General features: G+C 44.2%; 19 protein-coding genes, 4 tRNA genes and 1 riboswitch. Of the genes, 19 read left to right on the top strand and 4 right to left on the bottom strand.

The genetic code is table 11. The features are described from left to right. The first annotated feature begins 72 nt into the window (after positions 1-72). The 5 genes from SLH55_RS22500 (at position 73) to rocF (ending at position 1,840) form a co-directional block, all read left to right on the top strand. Positions 73-156 (top strand) — tRNA-Tyr (locus SLH55_RS22500). A 68-nt stretch (positions 157-224) separates the two neighbouring features. Beyond that, a tRNA-Gln gene (locus SLH55_RS22495) sits at positions 225-299 on the top strand. Between the two features lie 4 nt (positions 300-303). Continuing rightward, a tRNA-Lys gene (locus SLH55_RS22490) sits at positions 304-376 on the top strand. Positions 377-420: 44 nt separating this feature from the next. Next, positions 421-496, top strand: a tRNA-Ala gene (locus SLH55_RS22485). 441 nt (positions 497-937) lie between these two features. Beyond that, positions 938-1,840, top strand: a complete 903-nt coding sequence (gene rocF, locus SLH55_RS22480) for an arginase (RefSeq protein WP_219166289.1) — start codon at positions 938-940, stop codon at positions 1,838-1,840. Positions 1,841-1,905: 65 nt separating this feature from the next. On the opposite strand, the gene SLH55_RS22475 is transcribed toward rocF, so the two are convergent. Continuing rightward, positions 1,906-2,067 carry an aspartyl-phosphate phosphatase Spo0E family protein gene (locus tag SLH55_RS22475; protein WP_219166290.1) on the bottom strand — a complete coding sequence of 54 codons (162 nt, stop codon included), beginning with the start codon at positions 2,065-2,067 and terminating at the stop codon, positions 1,906-1,908. Between the two features lie 168 nt (positions 2,068-2,235). Here SLH55_RS22475 and sigW point away from each other — a divergent pair, with 168 nt between their 5' ends. The 6 genes from sigW (at position 2,236) to glmS (ending at position 9,463) form a co-directional block, all read left to right on the top strand. Beyond that, positions 2,236-2,799, top strand: coding sequence for an RNA polymerase sigma factor SigW (gene sigW / locus SLH55_RS22470; RefSeq protein ID WP_219166291.1), 564 nt, complete (start codon positions 2,236-2,238; stop codon positions 2,797-2,799). Between the two features lie 15 nt (positions 2,800-2,814). Further along, entirely contained in the window at positions 2,815-3,468 is a 654-nt protein-coding gene (locus SLH55_RS22465) for an anti-sigma factor family protein (RefSeq protein ID WP_219166292.1), read from the top strand. 235 nt (positions 3,469-3,703) lie between these two features. Continuing rightward, positions 3,704-4,540 (top strand): diadenylate cyclase CdaA, encoded by an 837-nt coding sequence (gene cdaA / locus SLH55_RS22460; RefSeq protein ID WP_098351121.1) that lies wholly within the window; start codon positions 3,704-3,706, stop codon positions 4,538-4,540. Then, on the top strand, positions 4,533-5,774 hold the full coding sequence (locus SLH55_RS22455) for a YbbR-like domain-containing protein (RefSeq protein WP_219166293.1): 1,242 nt from the start codon (positions 4,533-4,535) through the stop codon (positions 5,772-5,774). The genes cdaA and SLH55_RS22455 overlap by 8 nt, the downstream gene beginning before the upstream one ends. Positions 5,775-5,799: 25 nt before the next feature. Then, entirely contained in the window at positions 5,800-7,149 is a 1,350-nt protein-coding gene (glmM, locus tag SLH55_RS22450; RefSeq protein ID WP_219166294.1) for a phosphoglucosamine mutase, read from the top strand. A 511-nt stretch (positions 7,150-7,660) separates the two neighbouring features. Continuing rightward, positions 7,661-9,463: a glutamine--fructose-6-phosphate transaminase (isomerizing) gene (gene glmS, locus SLH55_RS22445; protein WP_219166295.1), complete on the top strand. Its 1,803-nt coding sequence runs from the start codon at positions 7,661-7,663 to the stop codon at positions 9,461-9,463. Positions 9,464-9,514: 51 nt separating this feature from the next. Here the strand turns inward: glmS and SLH55_RS22440 are convergent, their stop codons facing one another. Continuing rightward, on the bottom strand, positions 9,515-11,020 hold the full coding sequence (locus SLH55_RS22440; RefSeq protein ID WP_320324516.1) for a M1 family metallopeptidase: 1,506 nt from the start codon (positions 11,018-11,020) through the stop codon (positions 9,515-9,517). A gap of 355 nt (positions 11,021-11,375) precedes the next feature. Between SLH55_RS22440 and SLH55_RS22435 the strand changes: the two genes are divergently transcribed. After that, a complete protein-coding gene (locus SLH55_RS22435) occupies positions 11,376-13,559 on the top strand; it encodes an FUSC family protein (protein ID WP_320324515.1) in 2,184 nt (727 codons plus the stop codon). 27 nt (positions 13,560-13,586) lie between these two features. On the opposite strand, the gene SLH55_RS22430 is transcribed toward SLH55_RS22435, so the two are convergent. After that, on the bottom strand, positions 13,587-14,450 hold the full coding sequence (locus tag SLH55_RS22430; protein WP_320324514.1) for a DUF4097 family beta strand repeat-containing protein: 864 nt from the start codon (positions 14,448-14,450) through the stop codon (positions 13,587-13,589). Between the two features lie 206 nt (positions 14,451-14,656). Between SLH55_RS22430 and SLH55_RS22425 the strand changes: the two genes are divergently transcribed. Further along, positions 14,657-15,106 (top strand): GNAT family N-acetyltransferase, encoded by a 450-nt coding sequence (locus tag SLH55_RS22425; RefSeq protein ID WP_320324513.1) that lies wholly within the window; start codon positions 14,657-14,659, stop codon positions 15,104-15,106. Between the two features lie 43 nt (positions 15,107-15,149). On the opposite strand, the gene SLH55_RS22420 is transcribed toward SLH55_RS22425, so the two are convergent. Beyond that, positions 15,150-15,893 (bottom strand): CAP domain-containing protein, encoded by a 744-nt coding sequence (locus SLH55_RS22420; protein ID WP_257474882.1) that lies wholly within the window; start codon positions 15,891-15,893, stop codon positions 15,150-15,152. A 178-nt stretch (positions 15,894-16,071) separates the two neighbouring features. Here SLH55_RS22420 and SLH55_RS22415 point away from each other — a divergent pair, with 178 nt between their 5' ends. From SLH55_RS22415 to SLH55_RS22390, 6 genes are all read left to right on the top strand, one after another. Next, positions 16,072-16,656 (top strand): DNA-3-methyladenine glycosylase, encoded by a 585-nt coding sequence (locus tag SLH55_RS22415; protein ID WP_320324512.1) that lies wholly within the window; start codon positions 16,072-16,074, stop codon positions 16,654-16,656. Between the two features lie 99 nt (positions 16,657-16,755). Continuing rightward, positions 16,756-16,837: riboswitch (cyclic di-GMP riboswitch) on the top strand. Positions 16,838-16,868: 31 nt separating this feature from the next. Beyond that, entirely contained in the window at positions 16,869-17,618 is a 750-nt protein-coding gene (locus SLH55_RS22410; protein ID WP_219166301.1) for an EAL domain-containing protein, read from the top strand. Between the two features lie 124 nt (positions 17,619-17,742). After that, a complete protein-coding gene (locus SLH55_RS22405) occupies positions 17,743-19,722 on the top strand; it encodes an ABC transporter permease subunit (RefSeq protein WP_219166302.1) in 1,980 nt (659 codons plus the stop codon). A 13-nt stretch (positions 19,723-19,735) separates the two neighbouring features. Beyond that, positions 19,736-20,197: a helix-hairpin-helix domain-containing protein gene (locus SLH55_RS22400; RefSeq protein ID WP_320324511.1), complete on the top strand. Its 462-nt coding sequence runs from the start codon at positions 19,736-19,738 to the stop codon at positions 20,195-20,197. Between the two features lie 137 nt (positions 20,198-20,334). Further along, positions 20,335-21,120 (top strand): divergent polysaccharide deacetylase family protein, encoded by a 786-nt coding sequence (locus tag SLH55_RS22395; RefSeq protein ID WP_219166304.1) that lies wholly within the window; start codon positions 20,335-20,337, stop codon positions 21,118-21,120. A gap of 110 nt (positions 21,121-21,230) precedes the next feature. Beyond that, positions 21,231-21,986, top strand: a complete 756-nt coding sequence (locus SLH55_RS22390; protein ID WP_219166305.1) for a (S)-benzoin forming benzil reductase — start codon at positions 21,231-21,233, stop codon at positions 21,984-21,986. The last annotated feature ends 478 nt before the right edge of the window (positions 21,987-22,464 follow it).

The raw sequence follows: 22,464 nt of genomic DNA, 5'->3' as shown, positions 1-22,464 counted from the left end.
CTGGTAGAGCAACTGACTTGTAATCAGTAGGTTGGGGGTTCAAGTCCTCTTGCCGGCACCATTCTTTTAGCTGGAGGGGTAGCGAAGTGGCTAAACGCGGCGGACTGTAAATCCGCTCCTTCGGGTTCGGCAGTTCGAATCTGCCCCCCTCCACCATTTTGTATATTTCAGTGTAAAATGGACATCCTATAAATGTCCCTTTTTTATGCCATTTACGTAATTATTGGGCTATAGCCAAGCGGTAAGGCATCGCACTTTGACTGCGACATGCGTTGGTTCGAATCCAGCTAGCCCAGCCATTACGAGCCATTAGCTCAGTTGGTAGAGCATCTGACTTTTAATCAGAGGGTCGAAGGTTCGAGTCCTTCATGGCTCATCAAACATTTTCTCACATCTCTTGGTGTGAGAATTTCTCTATAAGGGGCCTTAGCTCAGCTGGGAGAGCGCCTGCTTTGCACGCAGGAGGTCAGCGGTTCGATCCCGCTAGGCTCCACCAAATTATTTTTATCCGTGTAAGAAGCGGAAAAAAAATAACCATACATACGACATGATTAGGCCTCGAATCTTTTAGGAGATTACAGGCTTTTTTATTTTGCTCTTTTTCGTAAAGTTCTTCAGTTTTTACCGGAAATCTTCATTCAAAACCCTTTTATCGGATCCATTGTCAATCAAAACAGTAGAAATCCTCATAATGCATTTCCTTTTAGACCATTCTCCAATAGAATATTTTTCATTCCTGATCGTTTATTTTCAAATCATTATAGCAACTCAGCTGAACTGAAGCATCGAACACGCCGACATCTTCATATTCTTACACCAAGGCACTTATAATCTTCTGCACACGCATATATATGCACAATCTTGTCCAGTTGAGTCATCCAACCATCTAGGGATACAATAAGGGTAGAACTTAAATTTTGAATTGGGGGAATTTTTGATGAAGAAGAACATTTCAATCATTGGAGTACCGATGGATTTAGGACAAATGCGCAGGGGTGTGGACATGGGACCAAGCGCGATCCGCTATGCTGGTATCGTGGAACGTCTTGAGAACCTTGGGTATGATATCAAGGACCTCGGTGATATCGAAATTGGCCAGGCAGAGCGTGTACATAATAACCCTGATACAAATCTACGTAATTTGAAAGCGGTTGCTGAAGCGAGTGAAACCCTTGCTGACAAAGTGAACGGCGTCATAAGTAGCGGGGACTTCCCTTTGATCTTTGGTGGCGATCATAGTATTGCGATTGGTACACTTGCCGGTGTTTCTCCTCATTATGAGAACCTGGGAGTTATTTGGTATGACGCTCATGGTGATCTGAATACGGGAGATACGTCACCTTCAGGCAATATCCACGGTATGCCACTTGCAGTGAGCCTGGGTATCGGCCATGAAGATTTGACAAGTATCGGTCAAAGCTCACCTAAGATTAAGCCTGAGAACATCGTCATCATTGGGGCGCGTTCATTAGATGAAGGTGAAAGAGAGTTAATTAAGGAAAAAGGGATTAAAGTGTACACGATGCACGAAATTGACCGCCTTGGCATGACGAAGGTTATGGAAGAGTCCATAGACTACTTGAAGGGCAGAACAGACGGAGTTCATTTGTCACTTGATCTGGACGGTTTAGATCCAAGCGACGCTCCTGGTGTAGGAACCCCGGTTCTTGGAGGTATCAGTTACCGTGAGAGTCATCTGGCGATGGAGATGCTTGAGGAGTCAGGATTGATTACATCAGCTGAATTTGTTGAGGTTAACCCTATCCTGGATGAGAAAAATAAAACAGCTACCGTTGCTGTAGCGTTAATGGGCTCGCTGTTTGGAGAGAAATTACTATAATCTGATCTATTAATTAAAAAAGAAGGCTGGAACCAAACGAGGTTTCCAGCCTTTATCTATTGTGTTCAATGGTGCTTGACCACTTGATATTGATTTAACAATTCGTCAAGACGAGTGCTTAAATCCACTACTTGTTCATCGGCAAAGGAAGACTTTAATGCCAGTTCGACCATCTGGCGACGACAGTCTTCAATTTGAAATAATAGATCATGCATTCTACCCCTCATTTAATAAATCCTCCCGCAATAGAAATAATTAGTTCCTTTATACCCCTTTTCTAATAAATGTAAACACATTTCCCTGAAAATTTGTTAGGATAATAATATAAAAAAATTGAAACCTTCTGATAGGGTATTACGTATATAAATATAGCCGCATAGAGCGGAGGTTGTGAAATGGAAGCGTTAGTGAAAAAACGGATAAAACAAGTATTAAAAGGCGATCAAAACGCCTTTGCTGAATTAGTCGAACTTTATAAAGATAAGGTGTTTCAAATATGTTATCGTATGCTTGGAAATCGTCATGAGGCAGAAGACATTGCGCAAGAGGCGTTTATCAGGGCATATGTGAATATCGAGACCTTTAATCAAAAGAGAAAGTTTTCGACCTGGCTATTCCGGATAGCGACGAACCTGTGTATTGACCGGATACGGAAGAAGAAACCGGATTATTTTCTCGATGCAGAGGTGGCAGGGACGGAAGGCTTGACGATGTACTCACAAGTGGCTGCTGATGTTCAGCTCCCGGAGGATGAAGTGGAGAATATGGAGTTGCAGGAGACCATCCAAACAGAAATCTCGAAGTTACCCGAGAAGTATCGGTCGGTCATTGTTTTAAAATACATTGAAGAGCTCCCACTTCAAGAAATCAGCGAAATATTGGATTTACCACTGGGAACGGTCAAAACGAGGGTACATAGAGGGCGTGAAGCTCTCAGAAAACAATTACGATCACTGTAGAGAGGGTGAGTGAACATGAAGCCTTGTCCTGAAGAAATCATCGAGTATATGCACGATTATTTAGATGGAGATTTAAACCGTGAAAAAGAGGAAGAACTGAAACATCATTTGCAGGAATGCACTGAGTGTCAGCACCACTTCCATGAGCTGAAAAAAGCGATTGCGTTTGTACAGAGCACCTCCCACATCAGTGCTCCTGCAGACTTTACAGATAACGTCATGGCGGGACTGCCGAAAGAAAAGAAAAAAGTGGGAGTACAGAGATGGTTCCGTCATCATCCGCTTCTTACCGCAGCTGCCCTATTCCTATTCTTTATGACCGGAAGTTTTCTCACATCATGGAATGATGACCAAGATTTTTCTTTTACGAAAAACGCTCAATTAGTTGTGAAAGATCATACTGTTGTCGTACCTGAAGGTGAAGTCGTCAAAGGGGATCTGACCGTCCGAAATGGCGATGTGAAGATTGAAGGAAAAGTAGCTGGAAATGTCACGGTCATCAACGGAAAGGTCACAGGTATCGACGGAAAGCAATATTTGGCTTCTGCGGGTAGTGTGACTGGAGACATACATGAAATCGATGAAGCGTTCGAGTGGCTTTGGTACCAGATTAAAAAAGGGGCTAAAGACACGTTGGATTGGGGAAATTCGCAACTTGAAGAAAAGTAGGATAAAATAGAGGGGATGGAATGTAAGGTCCGTCCCTAAAGGGCTGACACTTATGATTTTCGTGTCAGTTTTTTTATGTAAAAACGTGAGTTCATGAATAGAAAAGAAAGAATCATGAAGCCGTGGGTGTCTTTCATTTGATGGTGCTGAATTGTGCTATAATAGGAACGTTACGAAAATGGAGAAGCCACACATGGCGGCTTACGCTTTCGATTAAGCTATTGGAGGATGTAATATGCCGTTTATCGATATTTTTTCGGATTACTCCGCGCTGGATTATGTCTCTGATATTGTAGATATACTCGTTGTATGGTTTGTAATCTATAAACTGATCATGCTGATAAAAGGAACGAAAGCAGTACAACTATTAAAAGGTATTTTTGTCATCATCATCGTAAGAGGCCTGAGTAGCATCTTCGGTCTTGACACCCTGGGGTGGATGATGGAACAAGCCCTCACTTGGGGGTTCCTCGCCATCATCATCATCTTCCAGCCTGAACTGAGGAGAGCTCTTGAACAGCTCGGCCGGGGCCGTTTGTTCTCAAGGACGGGCTTGCAGGAGGAAGAAGAGCAGGAACAGATGATTGAATCCATGACGAAAGCCGTAAGTTATATGGCGAAACGTCGGATTGGTGCTTTACTTACGCTGGAAAGAGAAACCGGGATGAGTGATTATATTGAAACGGGTATACCGCTTAATGCAAAGATCACTTCTCAGCTGCTCATTAATATCTTTATCCCTAATACACCTCTCCATGACGGAGCGGTGATCATCCAGAAGAACCAAATCGCAGCTGCCGCGTGCTATCTACCTCTTTCTGAGAGCCCATTTATTTCTAAGGAACTTGGGACAAGGCATAGAGCTGCACTAGGTGTCAGTGAAGTGACAGATAGTATTACCATCGTTGTGTCAGAAGAAACGGGAGCTATCTCCATCACAAAGAATGGAGAGTTGCATCGCGACCTCTCTCTGGAGCGCTTCAAGGAAATTCTAACGTTGGAGCTCATTGGCGATAAGACGAACGCTTCCTCGACGAAATGGAGTTTTAGGGGGAAGAAAGAAAATGGATAAATTCATGGAAAGCCGTTGGTTTATGCGGATTGTTGGACTATTGTTAGCCTTCATTCTCTACCTTTCTGTCAACTTTGACGATATCCAGAAAACAGCTAACAACAATGGCGGTAGCTCTCAGAATGCCATTGAAACAATCCAGGATGTCCCGCTAGAAGTATTCTATGATAGTGAGAATCTGGAAGTGTCAGGGCTGCCAGATACGGTGAATGTGACCGTGGAAGGGCCAAAAGCGGTTGTGCAGCAAGCGAAAACAGTGAAAGATTTTCAAGTATATGTGGATTTGAATGATATTGAAATTGGTGAACATCAGGTGGAAATCCAGATTCAAAACATTTCAGATAAGCTGGAAGTGAAGCTTGATCCTCAATTCGCGAATATTTCTGTTCAGGAAAAGGTCACAGAAGAGTTTACGATTGAACCCCAATTCAATGAGAGCATTCTATCGAATGGCTATGAGGCAGAGGGCCTTGCCGTGGATCCGAAAACCGTGAAAGTGACGGGTTCTAAGGATGAAGTAGAACGGATTGCCTATGTCATTGCGACTCTTGATGTCGATGAAGAAATCAATGAAAATGTGACTGGGGAAGCCCGGGTTCAGGTCCTTGACCGAGAATACAACAAATTGGATGTATTAGTAGATCCGGAAGTGGTGGATGTGACCGTTTCGGTTGTAAACCCGAGTAAAAGCGTCCCCGTAACGATTAAACAACAAGGAAGCCTCCCTGAGGGAACTACCCTGGAGTCCATATCGGTTGAGCCTAAAGAGGCCACGATCTTTGGAAGACAAGACGTTTTGGACACAGTAGAAGAACTGCTGGCAGAAGTCGACCTTTCCAAAATCAAGAAGGACTCGACGATTACAGTGCCACTTGCCCTTAAGGAAGGATTAAACAAAGTGGCTCCTGAGGAAGTGAAGGTCAAGATTGATGTGACTACGACTGAGGAAAAGAGTTTATCAGGAATTGAAATCAAACCTGAGGGGTTGGCTGACGAGTATGAATACACCATCACGACACCTGAGAATGGGCTAGTAGATGTTGCACTGAAAGGTCAGAACGGGGAAGTGAGTAAAGTGAAGAAAGAAGACTTCTCCCTTGCCCTCGATCTTTCGGGGCTTGAGCCAGGTGAACATGAAGTGGAAATACAAGCAGAAGGTCCAGAGAACGTCGAATGGACCCTTTCACAGAAAACGGTAAAAGTAGAAATCAAAGAAAAGAACACATCAGCATAAGAGCTGTAAAAAGGAGAGAATGACGATGGGTAAGTATTTTGGAACGGATGGAGTAAGAGGTGTAGCGAATACGGAATTAACACCGGAATTAGCCTTTAAGCTTGGACGATTTGGTGGGTATGTTCTGACGAAGGATGCTACACGTCCCAAAATATTGATTGGACGGGATACTCGAATTTCGGGGCATATGCTGGAAGGTGCACTTGTAGCTGGACTTCTTTCCATTGGTGCGGAAGTGATGCGTTTAGGGGTGATTTCAACTCCGGGTGTTGCATACTTAACAAAGGCATTGGGAGCCCAGGCAGGAGTCATGATTTCTGCATCCCATAACCCTGTGGGAGATAACGGGATTAAATTCTTTGGACCGGATGGTTTCAAGCTGTCAGACGATCAGGAAAGTGAGATTGAAGACCTGTTGGATCAAACCGTTGACGGTCTTCCTCGTCCGACCGGCGCTGACCTTGGTCAGGTAAGTGATTATTTCGAAGGCGGTCAAAAATATATCCAGTACTTGAAACAATCGGTTGACGAAGATTTCGACGGATTACATATTGCATTGGATTGCGCACATGGTGCTACTTCCGCTCTTGCCACTCACCTGTTTGCAGATCTTGATGCCGATATTTCCACGATGGGAGCATCTCCGAATGGATTGAACATCAATGAAGGAGTCGGTTCCACTCACCCTGAAGCATTGGCTGAAATGGTGAAGGAAAAAGGTGCCGATCTCGGTCTTGCCTTTGACGGGGATGGGGACCGGATCATTGCCATTGATGAACATGGCCAGATCGTAGATGGAGATCAAATCATGTACATTTGTGGTAAATATCTGAAATCACAGGGTCAATTGAAACAATCTACAGTTGTATCTACTGTGATGAGTAATCTAGGTTTCCATAAAGGTCTTGAGGAGAATGGCATCCAAAGCATCCAGACTGCCGTTGGGGACCGTTACGTTGTAGAAGAAATGAAGAAGCAAGGATATACCCTCGGCGGAGAGCAGTCAGGGCATATCATCTTCCTTGATTACAATACAACGGGTGACGGCCTGTTGACAGGTATCCAGCTTGTAAACATCATGAAGGTAACCGGTAAATCCTTATCGGAGCTTGCAGGAGAAATGCAGAAATTCCCTCAGAAGCTCGTGAATGTGCGTGTGACAGACAAACATCATGTAACGGATAACGAAACAGTTAAAAACGTGATTCAAAAAGTAGAAGCCGAAATGAACGGTAACGGACGGATCCTAGTCCGTCCATCAGGAACGGAGCCACTTGTCCGTGTCATGGCTGAAGCACCTACAGAAGAGCTGTGTGAGAGATATGTAAATGAAATTGTACAAGTTGTCGACCAGGAAATGGGTCTGAACGAATAGTTAATTTTTCATGCGCAAGGGGTCATTTCGTGCCTCTTGTGCATATTTAATGAGTAGAGTCATTTTACATGAAGGTTTAGACCCTATCTGTGTCGGGAACATGACAAAGTGATAACAACTCCTTATCGTTGTCAGATTTTTATTGACGAAGGGAAACCCGCTGGTGTATGATGATTTTGTTTTCATTTTTCAAATAAAATGGGAATGTGAGTCAAGAAGAAAGGTGGATAGTGGGTAACAGATTTAACTAAAGCGCCAGGGCTGAGCGATGGATACGACAAAGGACCGTTCAGTTGACGAGGTGGAGGTTTATCGAGCATTCGGCGGATGCCTCCCGGTTTGCAACGTCACCGAACCGAAAGTTTCTTCCTTAAATCGTTAAGGCAACTTAATGGACAAAGGGAAGAAAACAGTGACGAACGTAAATACTAATGACAAACAGAGATAAGGGGGCAAGTTGTCCCCAAAAGAGTTCTTGCCCCCTTGCATGTTCAGGGAGGATATATTAATTATGTGTGGAATTGTTGGATATATTGGAAATTCAGATACAAAGGAAATTCTTTTAAAAGGTCTTGAGAAGCTTGAGTACCGCGGTTATGATTCTGCAGGAATCGCCGTTCAAAACGAAGAAGGCATCCATGTGTTCAAGGAGAAAGGCCGTATTGCAGACCTTCGCGGCATCGTTGATGAGAGCGTATTAAGCAACACTGGAATCGGACACACACGCTGGGCTACCCACGGTGTACCAAGCAAGGTGAATGCCCACCCTCATCAAAGTAATTCAGGCCGCTTCACAATCGTTCATAACGGAGTAATCGAAAACTACTCTCAGCTTAAACGTGAATATTTAACAGACGTAACGTTCAAGAGTGACACGGATACTGAAGTTATCGTTCAGCTGATCGAAAAGATTGTAGATGAAGGAAACACAGTAGAAGAAGCTTTCCGTCAAACGTTAATGCTGCTTAAAGGTTCTTATGCCATTGCCCTTTTAGATTCCGAGAATGATGAAACGATCTATGTAGCGAAAAACAAAAGTCCACTGCTTGTCGGTCTTGGAGAAGACTTCAACGTTGTAGCAAGTGATGCTATGGCGATGATTCAAGTAACGGATCAATATGTTGAACTGATGGACAAAGAAATGGTCATCGTAACGAAGGAAAAGGTCGAAATCCAAAACCTCATCGGTGAAGTAATGGAACGTGCTCCTTACACGGCTGAAATCGATGCCAGTGATATCGAAAAAGGAACATACCCTCACTACATGCTGAAAGAAATTGATGAGCAGCCATTAGTGATGCGTAAAATCATTCAAGCTTACCAAAATGAGAACAATGAGCTTCACATCGATGAGCCGATCGTCGGAGCGATGAAAGAAGCGGATCGTGTTTACATCATTGCATGTGGAACGAGCTACCACGCTGGTCTTGTTGGAAAGCAATTCATCGAGAAGAGTGCAGGGATCCCTGTAGAAGTTCATGTAGCTAGTGAATTCAGCTACAATATGCCTCTACTTTCTAAGAAACCATTGTTCATCTTCATCTCTCAAAGTGGTGAAACGGCAGATAGCCGTGCCGTACTCGTTCAAATCAAAGAACTTGGACATAAATCATTAACGATCACAAACGTAGCGGGTTCTACCCTTTCACGTGAAGCGGATTACACGTTGCTCCTTCATGCAGGACCTGAAATCGCTGTAGCTTCAACGAAAGCGTACACGGCTCAGCTTGCGGTTCTTGCAATCCTTGCTCACGTTGCCGGTCAGGCATGTGGAACCAACCAGGACTTTGATCTTGTTCAAGAGCTTGGTATCGTAGCTACTGCAATGGAAGCACTTTGTGATACGAAAGAAGAGTTTGAAGATATCGCACGCGAATATCTGTCAACGACTCGCAACTGTTTCTTCATCGGCCGTTCACTCGACTTCTATGTAGGCCTTGAGGGAGCATTGAAATTGAAAGAAATCTCTTACATCCAGGCAGAAGGATTTGCCGGAGGAGAGCTTAAACACGGTACGATCGCCCTTATCGAAGAAGGAACACCGATCGTTGCCCTTGCAACACAGGAAGAAGTAAACCTTGGAATCAGAGGGAATGTGAAAGAGGTAGTCGCTCGTGGAGCCAACCCTTGTATCATTTCCATGAAAGGTTTAGAAGACGAAGAAGATCGCTTCGTCATCCCGGAGGTTAACCCATTGTTATCACCTCTTATCTCTGTCATCCCATTACAATTAATTTCTTACTACGCTGCCCTGCACCGCGATTGTGATGTAGATAAGCCGCGTAACTTAGCGAAATCTGTTACGGTTGAGTAAGGATTAAATAGAAAAGAAACCCGGTCAGTCCATGAGGCTGACCGGGTTTTTTTATTCCTGATCGGAAAGCAACACCCGATGATCCCTGAAGAACGGCATTAAATCCCTGCCCGTAGATTTTTCCATGGAAGCGATAAAATCCCGTGTAGTGGAAATACCGAATTTCTGCTGCTTGAAATAGGTCTGCATGGCGGAATAAAATGCCTCGTCCCCGAGCAATTCCCTTAAGTCATTGATGGTGCTTGATCCGTAATTGTAGATCATATAATAATAGGCACCGATGCCCCCTTCATCTGCTCTTGCAGTGAAATCGGAAATTTGGCTTGAGAGGTGATAGTACGTTTCTTCGGTAGGTTCAACTTGAAGTGAATCGAGTTCCCCATCATATAAAGCGGCAGCGAAACTGGCAAACGATTCGTCCAGCCACGGCTCATCATATTCGTTATTCCCGATGATGCCGTAGAACCATTGGTGCCCTATCTCATGGGCGTTGACCGATTTTGCCCAATCAAGTGGACGGTCACCTGCAAGACTGATCATGACAAGCTGTGGATACTCCATACCTCCGAACCAGCCTTCCATCGTCACGATATCGAGCTCGGGCCAAGGGTACTTGCCGAACTTCTCACTAAAGAGCCTGATGCTGTCCTCGCCGGATTCGAGGAGAGCGGCAGCATATTTGGAATGCTCTTCAGAATAATAAACATTCACTTTAATATTATTGACTTCAGTAGAGAGCACACGGTAATTCGGATTCATTTCCAGGGCAAAATCACGGACGTCCTTGGCTTTATAGCGGTGGGTGGCTTTATCGCCTGAAATCATTGGTTGGCCGACCTCTTCCCCAGTAGCCGCAATCACCTGATTTTTGTCGGTTGTAACGGTTACGTCAAACTTCCCTGATAAAGAGTAGAAGGATTCACCATAGGGATAATAAGGATCCACATTCCACCCTTCATCATCGTAAACGGCCAGGATCGGGAACCAGTTTCCCATGGAAACCGTGTCACCGTACCAGCCGAATCGATCCTGTTGTTCCGGCAGGCTTACTTCGAAATGCATGCTGACCGTTGCTTTTTTATTTTTACTTAACGAAAGGTCCTTGATATGTAACGCAGTAGCATTCACTTCAGATGTTGCCTCTTTACCGTTCACTATAACATCGGATACTTCCATTCCGCCGCCGTTCTCTTTAAAGACATCGGCATTTCCCCATAAATTAAAGTATAATTCGCTTAAGTTGTTTTTAATATTATTCTTAAACGTTACTTCCAGGGTGCCTTCAGCTTTATGAGTGGTAGAGTTGTAGTCTACATCGATGGTATAGGAAGGGGCAGCTGGTCCAAGAGCATGCTCGTTCTTCTTCTTGCCATTCATGGAAAATGGCTTATCGTGAAGCTTAGATAGGTCAGGCGTTACGGATGGGACATAAGCCCCTTCCGGATTCTGTTTCAACATATCATTTTCATTTGCGGATGCAGGTAAAGCAACCCCGGCTGCACATAGAAGTGCGATGGCTCCCATTGATATTCGCTTTGTGAAACGCTTAATATTCATTCTGAACCCTCCTTAAGTTGAACAATCCGCTGTAACAATTTCTGGGATTATCCTTATGTTTACTGGATTCTGTAAAGGAGAGCGTCTTCCCTTGATACTATTTTCTCAATTTATGGAAATGTTTCAGTGGTTTAAATTGGTTGGGTATGTATATGTGCCTAGAAAGAGTTTGTCAAAGCAGTTTCCTTTACCCAATCACATAAAACCCTTATAATCATACAAATAGATTTGTTCTCTATGTGCATCGGCGAATAAAGGTAACCTGCTGCTCCCTGCAGTCCAGGTTACTTTTTTATTGGAAAGGGTACGATAAAAGAGAATGAAATACGGTGCGAAGATAAGGGTTTGATAAGACATGAAACATTTACATAGACAGCATATATGGCTCGGGAGGATCCTTGCGTCCGATCCCGGCAGAAAAAGATTTCAGCAGGCAGGAAAAGCAACGATCAGTTTAATATCGGCTGTGTTTGCGATGCTTTTTATATTGAAGCAATTCAATCATCCATCCATCACTCCGGCGATTGTTTCCGGGATGGTAGGGATGCTGGGCATATTTGTCGTCATGGATGACACGACGGGCAAAAAGAAGGTAACGACCCCTTTGGTTGGTGTCGCAGTTGCAATCGGAATTACACTGGGTTCCGCTTTTGCTCATTACAGTCTTGTGGTGAATGCTTTATTAGTGGGGGCCATATTTAGTGCCTTTTACTTTTCACGTTTCGCCATCCGCTATTTTTCCATGGGGATGGCAGGCTTTATGTCCATTTATATATCATCGATCCTGCAGCTGGACGTGGCGCATCTTGAGTGGTTCTACATCGGAATTATCCTGGGGGTTGTGTTTGCTTTCCTTTATAACTTCATCATCTTTAAGGACTCTGTCCATATGTTACGAAGAAGTATGCGTTCATTTCATATCCAATCCAATTTGACGTTTACCATCTTGATGAAGATGATTGAGGACCCTGAGACGAGCAGCAAGCGAAGGAAGCAGTTGGACCGTAACGTGAGAAGGCTGAATGAATATGCCAGAAGCGTAGCGGGAGATATAAATGAGAATGATTTAAAAAAGCTGTGGCCTGGTATCGAGGCATCACAACTTCGGTTATATGTGTTTGATACAGAAATGCTCATCCAAACGCTCACCGATTCGCTGAAAAAGCTGAAGGACCTGGAAGCACTTGAGGTCATGGAGCTGAGGCGCCTGCTTGTATGGGTCATTCGTTCCCTTCGTGATGCCGAGGTACTGGCCCAGGATTATGATCCCCGTTCCCTTGAAGAGGCAGAAAAGGCCATCCAGGCTCTTCGTCTGGTGTTGTCCGAGGTCTTGAATCAGGAAGAGAAGCCAGAAGGGTGGGTATACCTGCTAAGACGAATCGAGTCCATTGCTAATCATGTCCTGGAAGCGGCCATCACCATACAGGAGTCATTGAAAGTCTCTGAATATAGGGAGACGGCTGTGGAGAACGATGGTGAACCGGAAGAAGAGGAGAAAGAAGAAGCTTCTGAAGAGACTAAGAGTTTAAAGCCATCGACGCGTAAAGCGATACAAGCATTGGTAGCGGGAACGCTTGCGATCATTGTCGGGGAGCTTATCGCACCTGCACAGCCGTACTGGGTCCTGTTAACGACCTTTATTATTCAAATTGGAACGGAGTCTGTAGGCAGGACGTATATGAAGGCATTCCAACGATCGATTGGAACGGTGATCGGGGCCATCATTGGATTCGGAGCGGCCAATCTCGTATCCGGAAACTCGCAGCTGGAGGTCTTTCTCCTGTTTGCGGCCCTGTTCTTCGCCTTTTATCTATTCCCAGTTTCGTATACACTGATGAGCTTATTCATTACGATGCTCATCGCATTCATGTATGATCTCCTACTGGGCGGGATCAGCATACAATTGATGGGGGCCCGTGTGATTGACACAATTGCCGGAGCCGTGATCGCCCTGATCGTCTCGGCGTTTGTATTTCCAAAGAAAACAAAAGACAAAGTCGCGGATAGCTTCGACGATTTCTTTGAGGAACTTCAAGGCTATGTATCTTCCTATATAAAAACTTTTTCGATTCCGGAAGATAATGTATTGACGGACCAGGCCTTTGATCTGGATCAGAAGCTCCAAGGAATCAAGGATGAGGCACAATCCCTCCTTCAAAGACCGGGTGCCATGACAAGGTCAGGGGTAGGACGCTGGATCACAGTAGCAACGGCCATCAATTATTACGCAAAGCATCTGCTCGCCTCATCCCATCGAAAGGTTCCGGCAAAGGTTTCAGAGGAGCTCGACAGCGCATTCATGGTAACGGGAGAGAAAATGTCCCATAACATCGAAACGCTTCGTCAGTTGTTAAAAGAAAAGGAAAGTTCGCCTGTGATGTGGGATTTAAGCGCCGAAAGGCAACGAATAGAGACCCATGCCCCAAGCTGGCGTAAATCCCAAGTTGACCTCATACATCATCTTTACTATGTATGGAGAATCAACCAGTCGATTGTGGCACTTGGTGAGGAATTAGGGGCAGAGGTGAAAAAAGGGTAAAGCGGATTCCGCTTTACCCTTTTTTACTTAATAGATATCTACATTCCCACTGGATACAGAAACATTAATGTTATATTGGCCGGAGCCTGAAACTCCTGAAATATCGCCGTCTTCTATTTTCTGATCCTTTAAAGGAAGATTGCAGGAAATGTCACCACTGCTTGCATTTCCATTCAGCTTAAAGCTCGCGTCATCGGGTAAATCAAGATTCACACCACCGGAGCTGACATCGAAATTCACGTCTCCCTTTAAGGAGTCCATGGAGACCGATAATTCTCCCGAGGATAAGTCACCTTCGAGTGGACCTTCATAATTCGATAATTCTACATCTCCTGAGCTGATTTCCACCTTACCGTCCTTTGTAGAGAGACCATTGACGACCAAATCACCTGACGAACCATCATGCTCGAACACATTCGTCTCTAGATTGTTCAGTTCCATGTTTCCCGATCCCATTTCAACGGATAGTTCATCAAGCTTCCATTTCGCTTTATCTGATTCTCCAGCCATGACCAGGTTACCGGACCCTATTTCGATTTCCATGCTTTGGTCATATTTCTTGGGAACATAAACCGTTACGTTCGATTTTTGGTTGAAACCAATCCATTCATACCATTTGTGTTTAACGTTTACTTGAATGGTGTTTCCCTTCTGATCCAATGTCATCGTTCCTTTTCCGTCGATCTCCACCTTTACCTCGTTCTTATCTGCAGGTAATATCTCTGTGTCGCTGCTTTCTAAGTCAAGGTCGATATGCTTCGTCTTATTGGTTACTTCGATCCGGTCTCCAGACTGGCTTTCCTTTGCAAACAAGGATGTATTGTCACTCAAAATCACATAGAGCGTTCCGAGTGCAAGGAGCGCAATGATCACGGCAAATGCATTTTTCATTCCCTATCCCTCACTTTGGCTTGTTTTTCCATTTTATAATGTTAGTTTAATCTAGTCTGAAGTTCACCACAATGAGCCATAAGATTATTTTTGAATCAGACTTGAGGCTTAGAAAGGAAAAGGAAGACGTGAAAAAAGTTCTTGAGAAGAGTGGATATCCCTTATAATGTAAAGACAGAATGAACAATAGGAGAGAGGGAATCAAGGTGACGATCGAAATTAGTGTAGCTACCGACATTGAAGTAGAGGAAATATTCGAAATGGCAGGGTTGAATCGGGAAGAGGCAACGGGAGTTCCATATGAGAAGCATAAAGAAGAAATGCAAAAAGCATATCGTCACTCCATCGAACATGGAGCCTACTTTCTCGTAGCCCGTGAGGAGGATGAACTGGCAGGATGGGTTCAGGTGGATAAAAGTGTTGACTGGATTACCATGAAAGGAATTGGTTGGATCAATGATGTGTATGTGAAGAAGTCCTTCCGAGGTAGGGGACATGCAACGAAGCTATTGAAACAGGCCATTGGGGAACTGAAAGACCGGGACTATGATGAAGTAAGATTGAATGTATACATGTTCAATGAACAGGCGATCAAACTGTATGAAAAATTGGGGTTTTCAGATGTATGCAAGTTTATGAAACTGAGCCTGGAGTAGATGAATAAAAAGTGGGACCGGTCATCAATACCGGTCCTTCTCCTTACTTGGCAATAAACATTTGGGTCCAATAAATCCCTTGGCTCGCATCCTTGGCTGTTCCCACGCCAATATGAGTGACTTGTTTATTTAAAATGTTTTTGCGATGACCTGGACTGTCCATCCAAGCGTTCACAACTGATTCAGGTGTTTTCTGACCGACTGCAATGTTCTCAGCTGCAGTTGAATAATCCACGCCAAAGTTCTCCATCATCTCAAACGGTGAACCATACGTTGGGGAGGTATGGGAGAAATAGTCATGCTCCTTCATATCCTCAGACTTCATCTCAGCTACATTCGATAGTTCTCCGTCCATCTTCAACGCACTGAGTCCATTCTTTTTACGTTCTTGGTTGGTTAAATCAATCACTTGCTTAACATACCCGCTTGCATTTGACGATTGAGAATCTTGTTTAGGCTCTTGTGCAGGTGGTTCAGGCTGTCCTGCATTTGGCTCCCCGGCAGGCTGATTAGGTTGAGGCGTACCTTCGTTAGAGAATTCTTCACCGGGATCTAAGTGAGTGAATTCACGCAAATCCCCGTTTGGATCGACAGGAGCAATAAAACGGTGGATGGGGTTTCGATTTTCTTGTAAATCGTTCATTCCCACTCTGTCTTGGTTTCTATAGGAAACTGGATCGTAATTCACGTTCTGTGTATCAGTCAGTGTATCGTTTTTATCGTTGTTATTACAGCCAGTCATCATCATGAACGGGATGACGGCGCAGATGAAGATTCGTTTTTTCATGAGAGTCCTCCATTTTGTAATTGCCTAAGATAAGGCTGATAACAGTTTTTAATATGTACGCCTGCCAGATTCTTTATCCTGTTAAAAATAGGTTTAAACGACGTACAGATTTAATTCTGTAAGGTTAGGGTATACCTATCATGAAGATCGATTAATTCTGTATGAGGAAGTGAAATTCATGAAACATATCCCTTTACCCTCCTCCTTTTACAAGCAGCCAACATTGGAACTCGCCAAGGCGCTACTGGGTTGCATATTAGTGAAAGAGACGGAGGAAGGAATGGCTTCAGGATACATCGTGGAAACGGAAGCCTACCTTGGACCGGAAGACAGGGCTGCCCACAGTTATGGAAACAGGCGTACGAAACGGACGGAAGTGATGTTCCATGAGGCAGGCCGGATTTATACATATGTCATGCATACTCATTGTCTGGTGAACGTTGTGAGCGGGGAGAAAGAGAAGCCTGAAGCGATCCTCATTAGAGCGGTAGAGCCACTTGAAGGAGAGGAGCTGATGGCATGCAGGAGACCCGGTCATGTGAAGAAGAATTGGACTAATGGTCCAGGAAAACTGACGAAAGCGTTAGGCATCACGATGGAGGATTATGGAGGCCGTTTCAATGAGCCACCGCTCATGATCACCAAAGGATTTTCCCCTGAAAACATTTCTTCTGGAAAACGAATAGGGATTGATAACTCAGGAGAGGCCAGGGATTATCCATGGCGTTTTTGGATCAGTGACAACCCGTATGTGTCGAAGTAAACACTTTCTTTATGAATTTTCAAATAATTTATAGAAAACACACCCCAAAAGTACTAGTTTGTGGTATATTTTTCTTATAAACATCTTCATAATCGTACATTCGACTGGGGGGCTGTGAACCTAAATGATAGATGGGCGCTTACATTTAGGGGAGCCAGTAGCGCAACCGACCACATGCGAACGCGGGGAATGCGTTTTTGTGTGGTTTTTTTATGAAAAAAACAAAACTAAAGAGAGAGTATAGGGGTCCTATGAACATCTTTACTATTTTTCAAGACGACTTTATCTATCACGATTTTCAGCCATTATATGATATGGGTGAACATCGAACCCTCTATGCTTATGAGGGTCTGTTACGGAATAAATTCAACGAAAATCCTGAAAGTGTCTTTCAATCGGCGATGAAAGCAAATATCCTGTACAAACTTGATACTCTATCCATTTCTAAAGCCCTGGAAAGTTTTTCGGTTAATGGGCTAAAGGACTGTAAGCTGTTTCTCAATATTTATATCACAACGATTCTTCATCCGAGTTTTCACACGTATTTTTCCGACCTTATGACCCGTTATCCTGATATAAAGGGGCGCCTTGTACTGGAGATTAACGAATCCAGTGCAGAAGAGTTGTGGCAGAATCCATTATTAAAAGAGTCATTGAAAGAATTGAAGCAATATGGTGTCTGGTATGCCATTGATGACTTTGGGCAGGGGACATCATCCATCAAGAAATCGATTGAGTATGAGCCTGAGATCATCAAGCTGGACCGCTACTTTGCCATGAATTTAGCTAAGGATGAAAAGAAACAGAGATTCCTTTCTTTCTTCAGTCAATTTTATGGGAGTGATACATTGATTGTATTGGAAGGAATCGAAACGAAACAGGATATGCAGGTGGCCAAGGAAATCGGGATCACCATCGGACAGGGATTTTATTTAGGAAGGCCAAGCCGGCTGTTGGCTTAATAGAAGAGCGACTCTCTAATAGGGAGTCCTTTTTTTGTTATGTAATTGCCAGACTTGAAATAAAATTGAAAAATTTTAACATTTCTATTAAACTGAGGAAAAAGAACAAAAGGGGATCCATACTATGAAATTTCTCATCTATCCGATTAAATTGATATTCTATTATATTCTTGGTCTGTTTGGGATTTTAGCCGTGAGTATAGCACCTGAAGTGTTCAGGGAGAGGGGGCTGTACAATGTTGTAGGGTACCTTGAGGAATTTGTGAAATTTATCTTTATATTCCTCGATGGGGCGAATTGGAGTTATTCGTACAAAGGTATCACCGTCAGTTTTCTGGATATGCTTTGGGGTCCATATGTATATTCCCTGCAGATTGTAGGGGGGGCGTTGGGAATAGGGCTTGGTATTGCCTTCATCCTTACCATCTTCACCGTATTTTTACCACGTCCTGTCACTTCTGTACTTAAGAAGGGTTTAAACCTGTTAGAGACTGTGCCGGATTTGATGTTTGCGTTCATGCTCCAGTTATTAATTGTCTATGTGTTTAAATATTTCGGAGTAGAACTGATGAACTTTGCAGAATACGGCGAGGAAAAAGTCTTCCTTGCCCCGATGATTACGTTATCCATCATTCCGATGATTTCATTCTTCCGGATCATGCTCTTTATTATGGAAGAAGAGCTGCTCAAGCCCCATATTGAATTCGCTCAAAGTAAAGGGATGTCGAAGGGCAGGATTCTGTTTTCACATGTGCTGAAAAATATATCCCCGAGTCTGTTTTATCATGGAAAGTTAATTATTTGGGGACTGTTGTCCAGCTTATTCATCATTGAAACGATTTTCAATATGAAAGGGATCACCTATTATATCATTCAAGATTTCAGACCAATGGTAATTGCCATCTCATTAATCATGATCTTCACACCTTTTTTTGTCGTGTATCAGGGAGTATACCTGTGGATCAACCATGAGAGCAGTGAAGATCACACGAAATATAAACGGGATAAAACAAAGTGGACAGAATGGAAGATATGGGGCATTCTTTCGACCATTCGAAAGCTATGGTGGCAACATATGCATAATGGTAAGTTTGCCATCGGGTTCAGCGTGATTTTTGGTTTGATTGCTGCGAGCTTTATCTATTCAACGGTGAAAGAAGAGCCGATCAAACAAATTCAATTCATGAAGAATGACGAGGGCAGGATCATCAGTGCCCCCCCACATAAACCATTCGGAGACATGATCCTCGGATCGGACTTCTTCGGTTACAGTATTCTTGATCAGCTTATTGTAGGAGCCAAGTATACCCTGCTATTTGCCTTGATAGTAGCTTCTTTACGGGTAATTGGCGGATTCTATCTTGGTATTGCCTATCATTTTCACTTGAAAGAAAGCAGGAAGAATTGGCTTGATCGAATGGTTGATTCCGTACACTTCCTTCCTTTAAGTCTTATCGCCTATCTTCTTTTAAGGCCTGTCCTATGGGGGCTGCCTGTTTTAGGCTGGGACCACTCGATATTTGAACGACTCGTATTTGAAGCAGTCGTGTTAACGATTCTCGTATTGCCTTTAACCACGGTATTGATCGGTAATGAGATGAAACTAATAGGAAAGCAGGATTTTGTCCTCTCAGCGAAACTATTGGGAGGGAGCAATAAACATCTGCTCTGGACGCATCTCTTCCCTCACCTGGCTCCGAGGCTGTTTATCATATGGGGGCAGCAGTTTATCCAGACGCTGCTCATCCTCGTCCATCTAGGATTATTTCATCTCTTCCTGGGAGGGACGATCATAACTGGAGGGCTTGTGCCGGATCCGCCGAAATCAGGGACGTTTGAATGGTCGGGTTTGATCAGCTCCACGAAGAATTCGCTTATGACAGGCAAGTACTGGATTGTCATTGCTCCGTTAGTCGCCTTCATGATTGCCATCATCGCCATGCAGCTGATCGTACAGGGCGTGAAGGAGATCCAGCAAACGAAAGTCGGGGTCCTTGTGAACAACAAGCCGATCAAGGCGAAACGCGCATTAGTTAAGAAGAAAGCGAACATTCCAGCGGTGGAAGATTTCCAATTTATCCATCGTCAAACGTTTAAAGGATAAGGAGGCGAATCAGGTGAGTAGAAAGAGTCCGAAACTTCCATTGACGGATAAAGAAAGGTCTGCCCTTCGGAAAGGGAAGATTCGACTGGGTGATCTGCATGGCCAATCTCCAGAGTATCTTAAGAAGGTACTGGGAATCTCTATAGGAAGAGCCCGTTACTTAGTCGGTATGTCCATTTTTCAACAAATCCCATCCATTGGACCCAATATGGCTCATAACGTGGTAGAGGATCTGGGGTTTTATACGTTCGAGGAAATATTGGATGAGAAGGGGGAAGACCTCATCATCGATTTAGAAAAGAAATACGGCGTCTGGATGGACCCCTGCGTCGAAGACTCACTCAGATGTGTCGTCCACCATGCAAACCATCCGGATAGCACCAAGAACTGGTGGGACTTCACCGCACAAAGAAAATCCCACCGCCAGACCCACGGATACCCAAAAGACCGCCCCACGAAAGCCTGGGATCAATAGGTCCGTCCCTCCTACATTCAAAGCCGGGAAGCGAAAACACGCTTCCCGGCTTTCTTTTATGCTGATTTTTGAGGGACGGACCTCATATGTATATCCCGTTCAAAATGGACATTATAAGTGGTAAGGAGTGATGTGAGATGAAAATCCTGCTAATCAGTTTACTAATGTCTTTTACTATTCAAACATCTGCATCAGCAAGAAACATCCTTCCCCTTCCGGCTCATCACAATGAACTTGCGATTGTAATAGATGACTTGGGGAATGACATGAAAGGAACAGAAGAAATTCTGAGCCTTCCCGTTACATTGACGATAGCCGTCATGCCGTTTCTGCCCACTACCAGGGCAGACGCTGAAAAGGCTCACCAAAATGGACACGAGGTCATCATCCATCTTCCCATGGAACCGATGACCGGGAAAGCGAGCTGGCTAGGTCCGGGGGCCATTACGACTTCCCTTACGGATGAAGAAATAAGAAAGAGGGTGGAGGGTGCGATCGAAGAGGTGCCTTATGCAGTGGGCGTCAACCATCATATGGGTTCGAAGGCTACTGCAGATGAACGCGTCATGCGGATCGTACTGGGCATATGCAAAGAGAAGGGATTATTTTATCTTGATAGTAAGACAACAGGGAAGAGCGTGATCCCTAAACTGGCCAAAGAGTTGGGGGTGCCGTACCTTGAGAACGAATTATTCTTTGATGATGTCTATACGATCCAGCATATCGGAAAGCAGGCGAGGCTTTTGTCAAAAGAATTGGATAGTGACGATGCAACCATTGCGATCGGACATGTGGGGGTCACAGGAATGAAGGTGGCCACCATGTTAAAGGAATTCCTTCCCCTTTATGAGAAGAAGGCCTCAATCGTACCACTATCAGATCTCATACCGGAGTATCATTTGATTGATGAGAGCATGCCTTGATCGTTTGCCATTCGAAGTCAATTGTAAAACTTCCGTTAATCGAATGCTTATTTATTTGTGAAAAGATCACTCTCCCTTATAATCAGTAGGTAAGAAGGAGATGATTCGATATGGATTATGCAATTGTGACAGGAGCAACAAGGGGATTAGGGGAATCCGTCGCCAGGCTGTTTATAGAGAAAGGCATTGGCGTGATGAATATTTCCCGCACGGATAATAGCAGTTTACAGAAGCTTGCCGGGGAAAATGAAGTGTTCTATGAATTCTTTCCATGTGATCTTTCACAGCCAAGCCAAACAGAAGCCGTTTTCCGTGAAGTGGGCACTAAGGTGTTTGGGTCTGAAGCAGAGAAGATTTATGTCGTGCAAAATGCCGGTGTGGTGACCCCGATCGATCCGTCTGGTGAAGTGGATAACGAAGCACTTGAAACGAGCGTGCATGTTAATTTACTGTCTCCAATGATTGCCACCAATGAGATGATCAAAGCAGCCAAAGGATCAGATTCGAAAATGATCATGGTCAACATCAGCTCAGGAGCAGGAAGCCGTCCCGTATATGGATGGAGCACCTATTGTGCAACGAAAGCGGGAATCAATATGCTGACGGAAACGGTGAGCCTGGAACTTTCCAATAAGCATAGCCGACATCAGGTGATCGCATTCAGTCCAGGGGTGATGGATACGGATATGCAGGGGGAAATCCGTTCTTCCTCTAAAGAATCCTTCGCGGATGTTGAATCATTCCAACGTTACAAAGACGAGGGGATGCTCCGCAGTACGGACACGGTTGCTGGTGCTCTACTGAATCTCATTACCGAGGGTGATATCGAAAGCGGCAAGCTATATCATGTGAATGATTTGTTATAAAAGAGAAGCAGATTCCGGGAACGGGATCTGTTTTTTTGACCGGTTTGTAGTGGTATATAGTCGGTGGGAGAGTGATTCACTCCTTTTTAAAGGAATGACCTGTGTTATATAAAGCTAGTGGGAATAGTTGAGCAGTTAATTGCGTCGTTTTTTAATTAGGCTGTTTTCGTAAACATTGTTGCTTTTGGATGTAGCGAGTGGCGGTTGATTTCCGCTACAGGTGCTCGCTTTCCGCGGGGCTGGCGGTGAGCCTCCTCGGCTGCGCCTGCGGGGTCTCACCTGTCCAGCGTTTCCCGCAGGAGTCGAGCACCTTCCGCTCCAATCAACTGACGAAAAGTTTGGCTATCAAAAAGGAAATGTGGAGATCGCGTATGCCACTGCTTTTTTATTCGTTGCAGTGACTGATTTTATTTCATAGTCCCTTACTCTTTTTGAACTGATGGTCACAAACCATTTTGCTCTGTCAACTACTTACTAC

Origin of the sequence: Rossellomorea sp. YZS02 (genome assembly GCF_033963925.1) — a bacterium.
GTDB lineage: Bacteria > Bacillota > Bacilli > Bacillales > Bacillaceae_B > Rossellomorea.
Note: the sequence above shows the minus strand (reverse complement) of the source record. Positions and strands in the feature narration are given on the sequence as shown.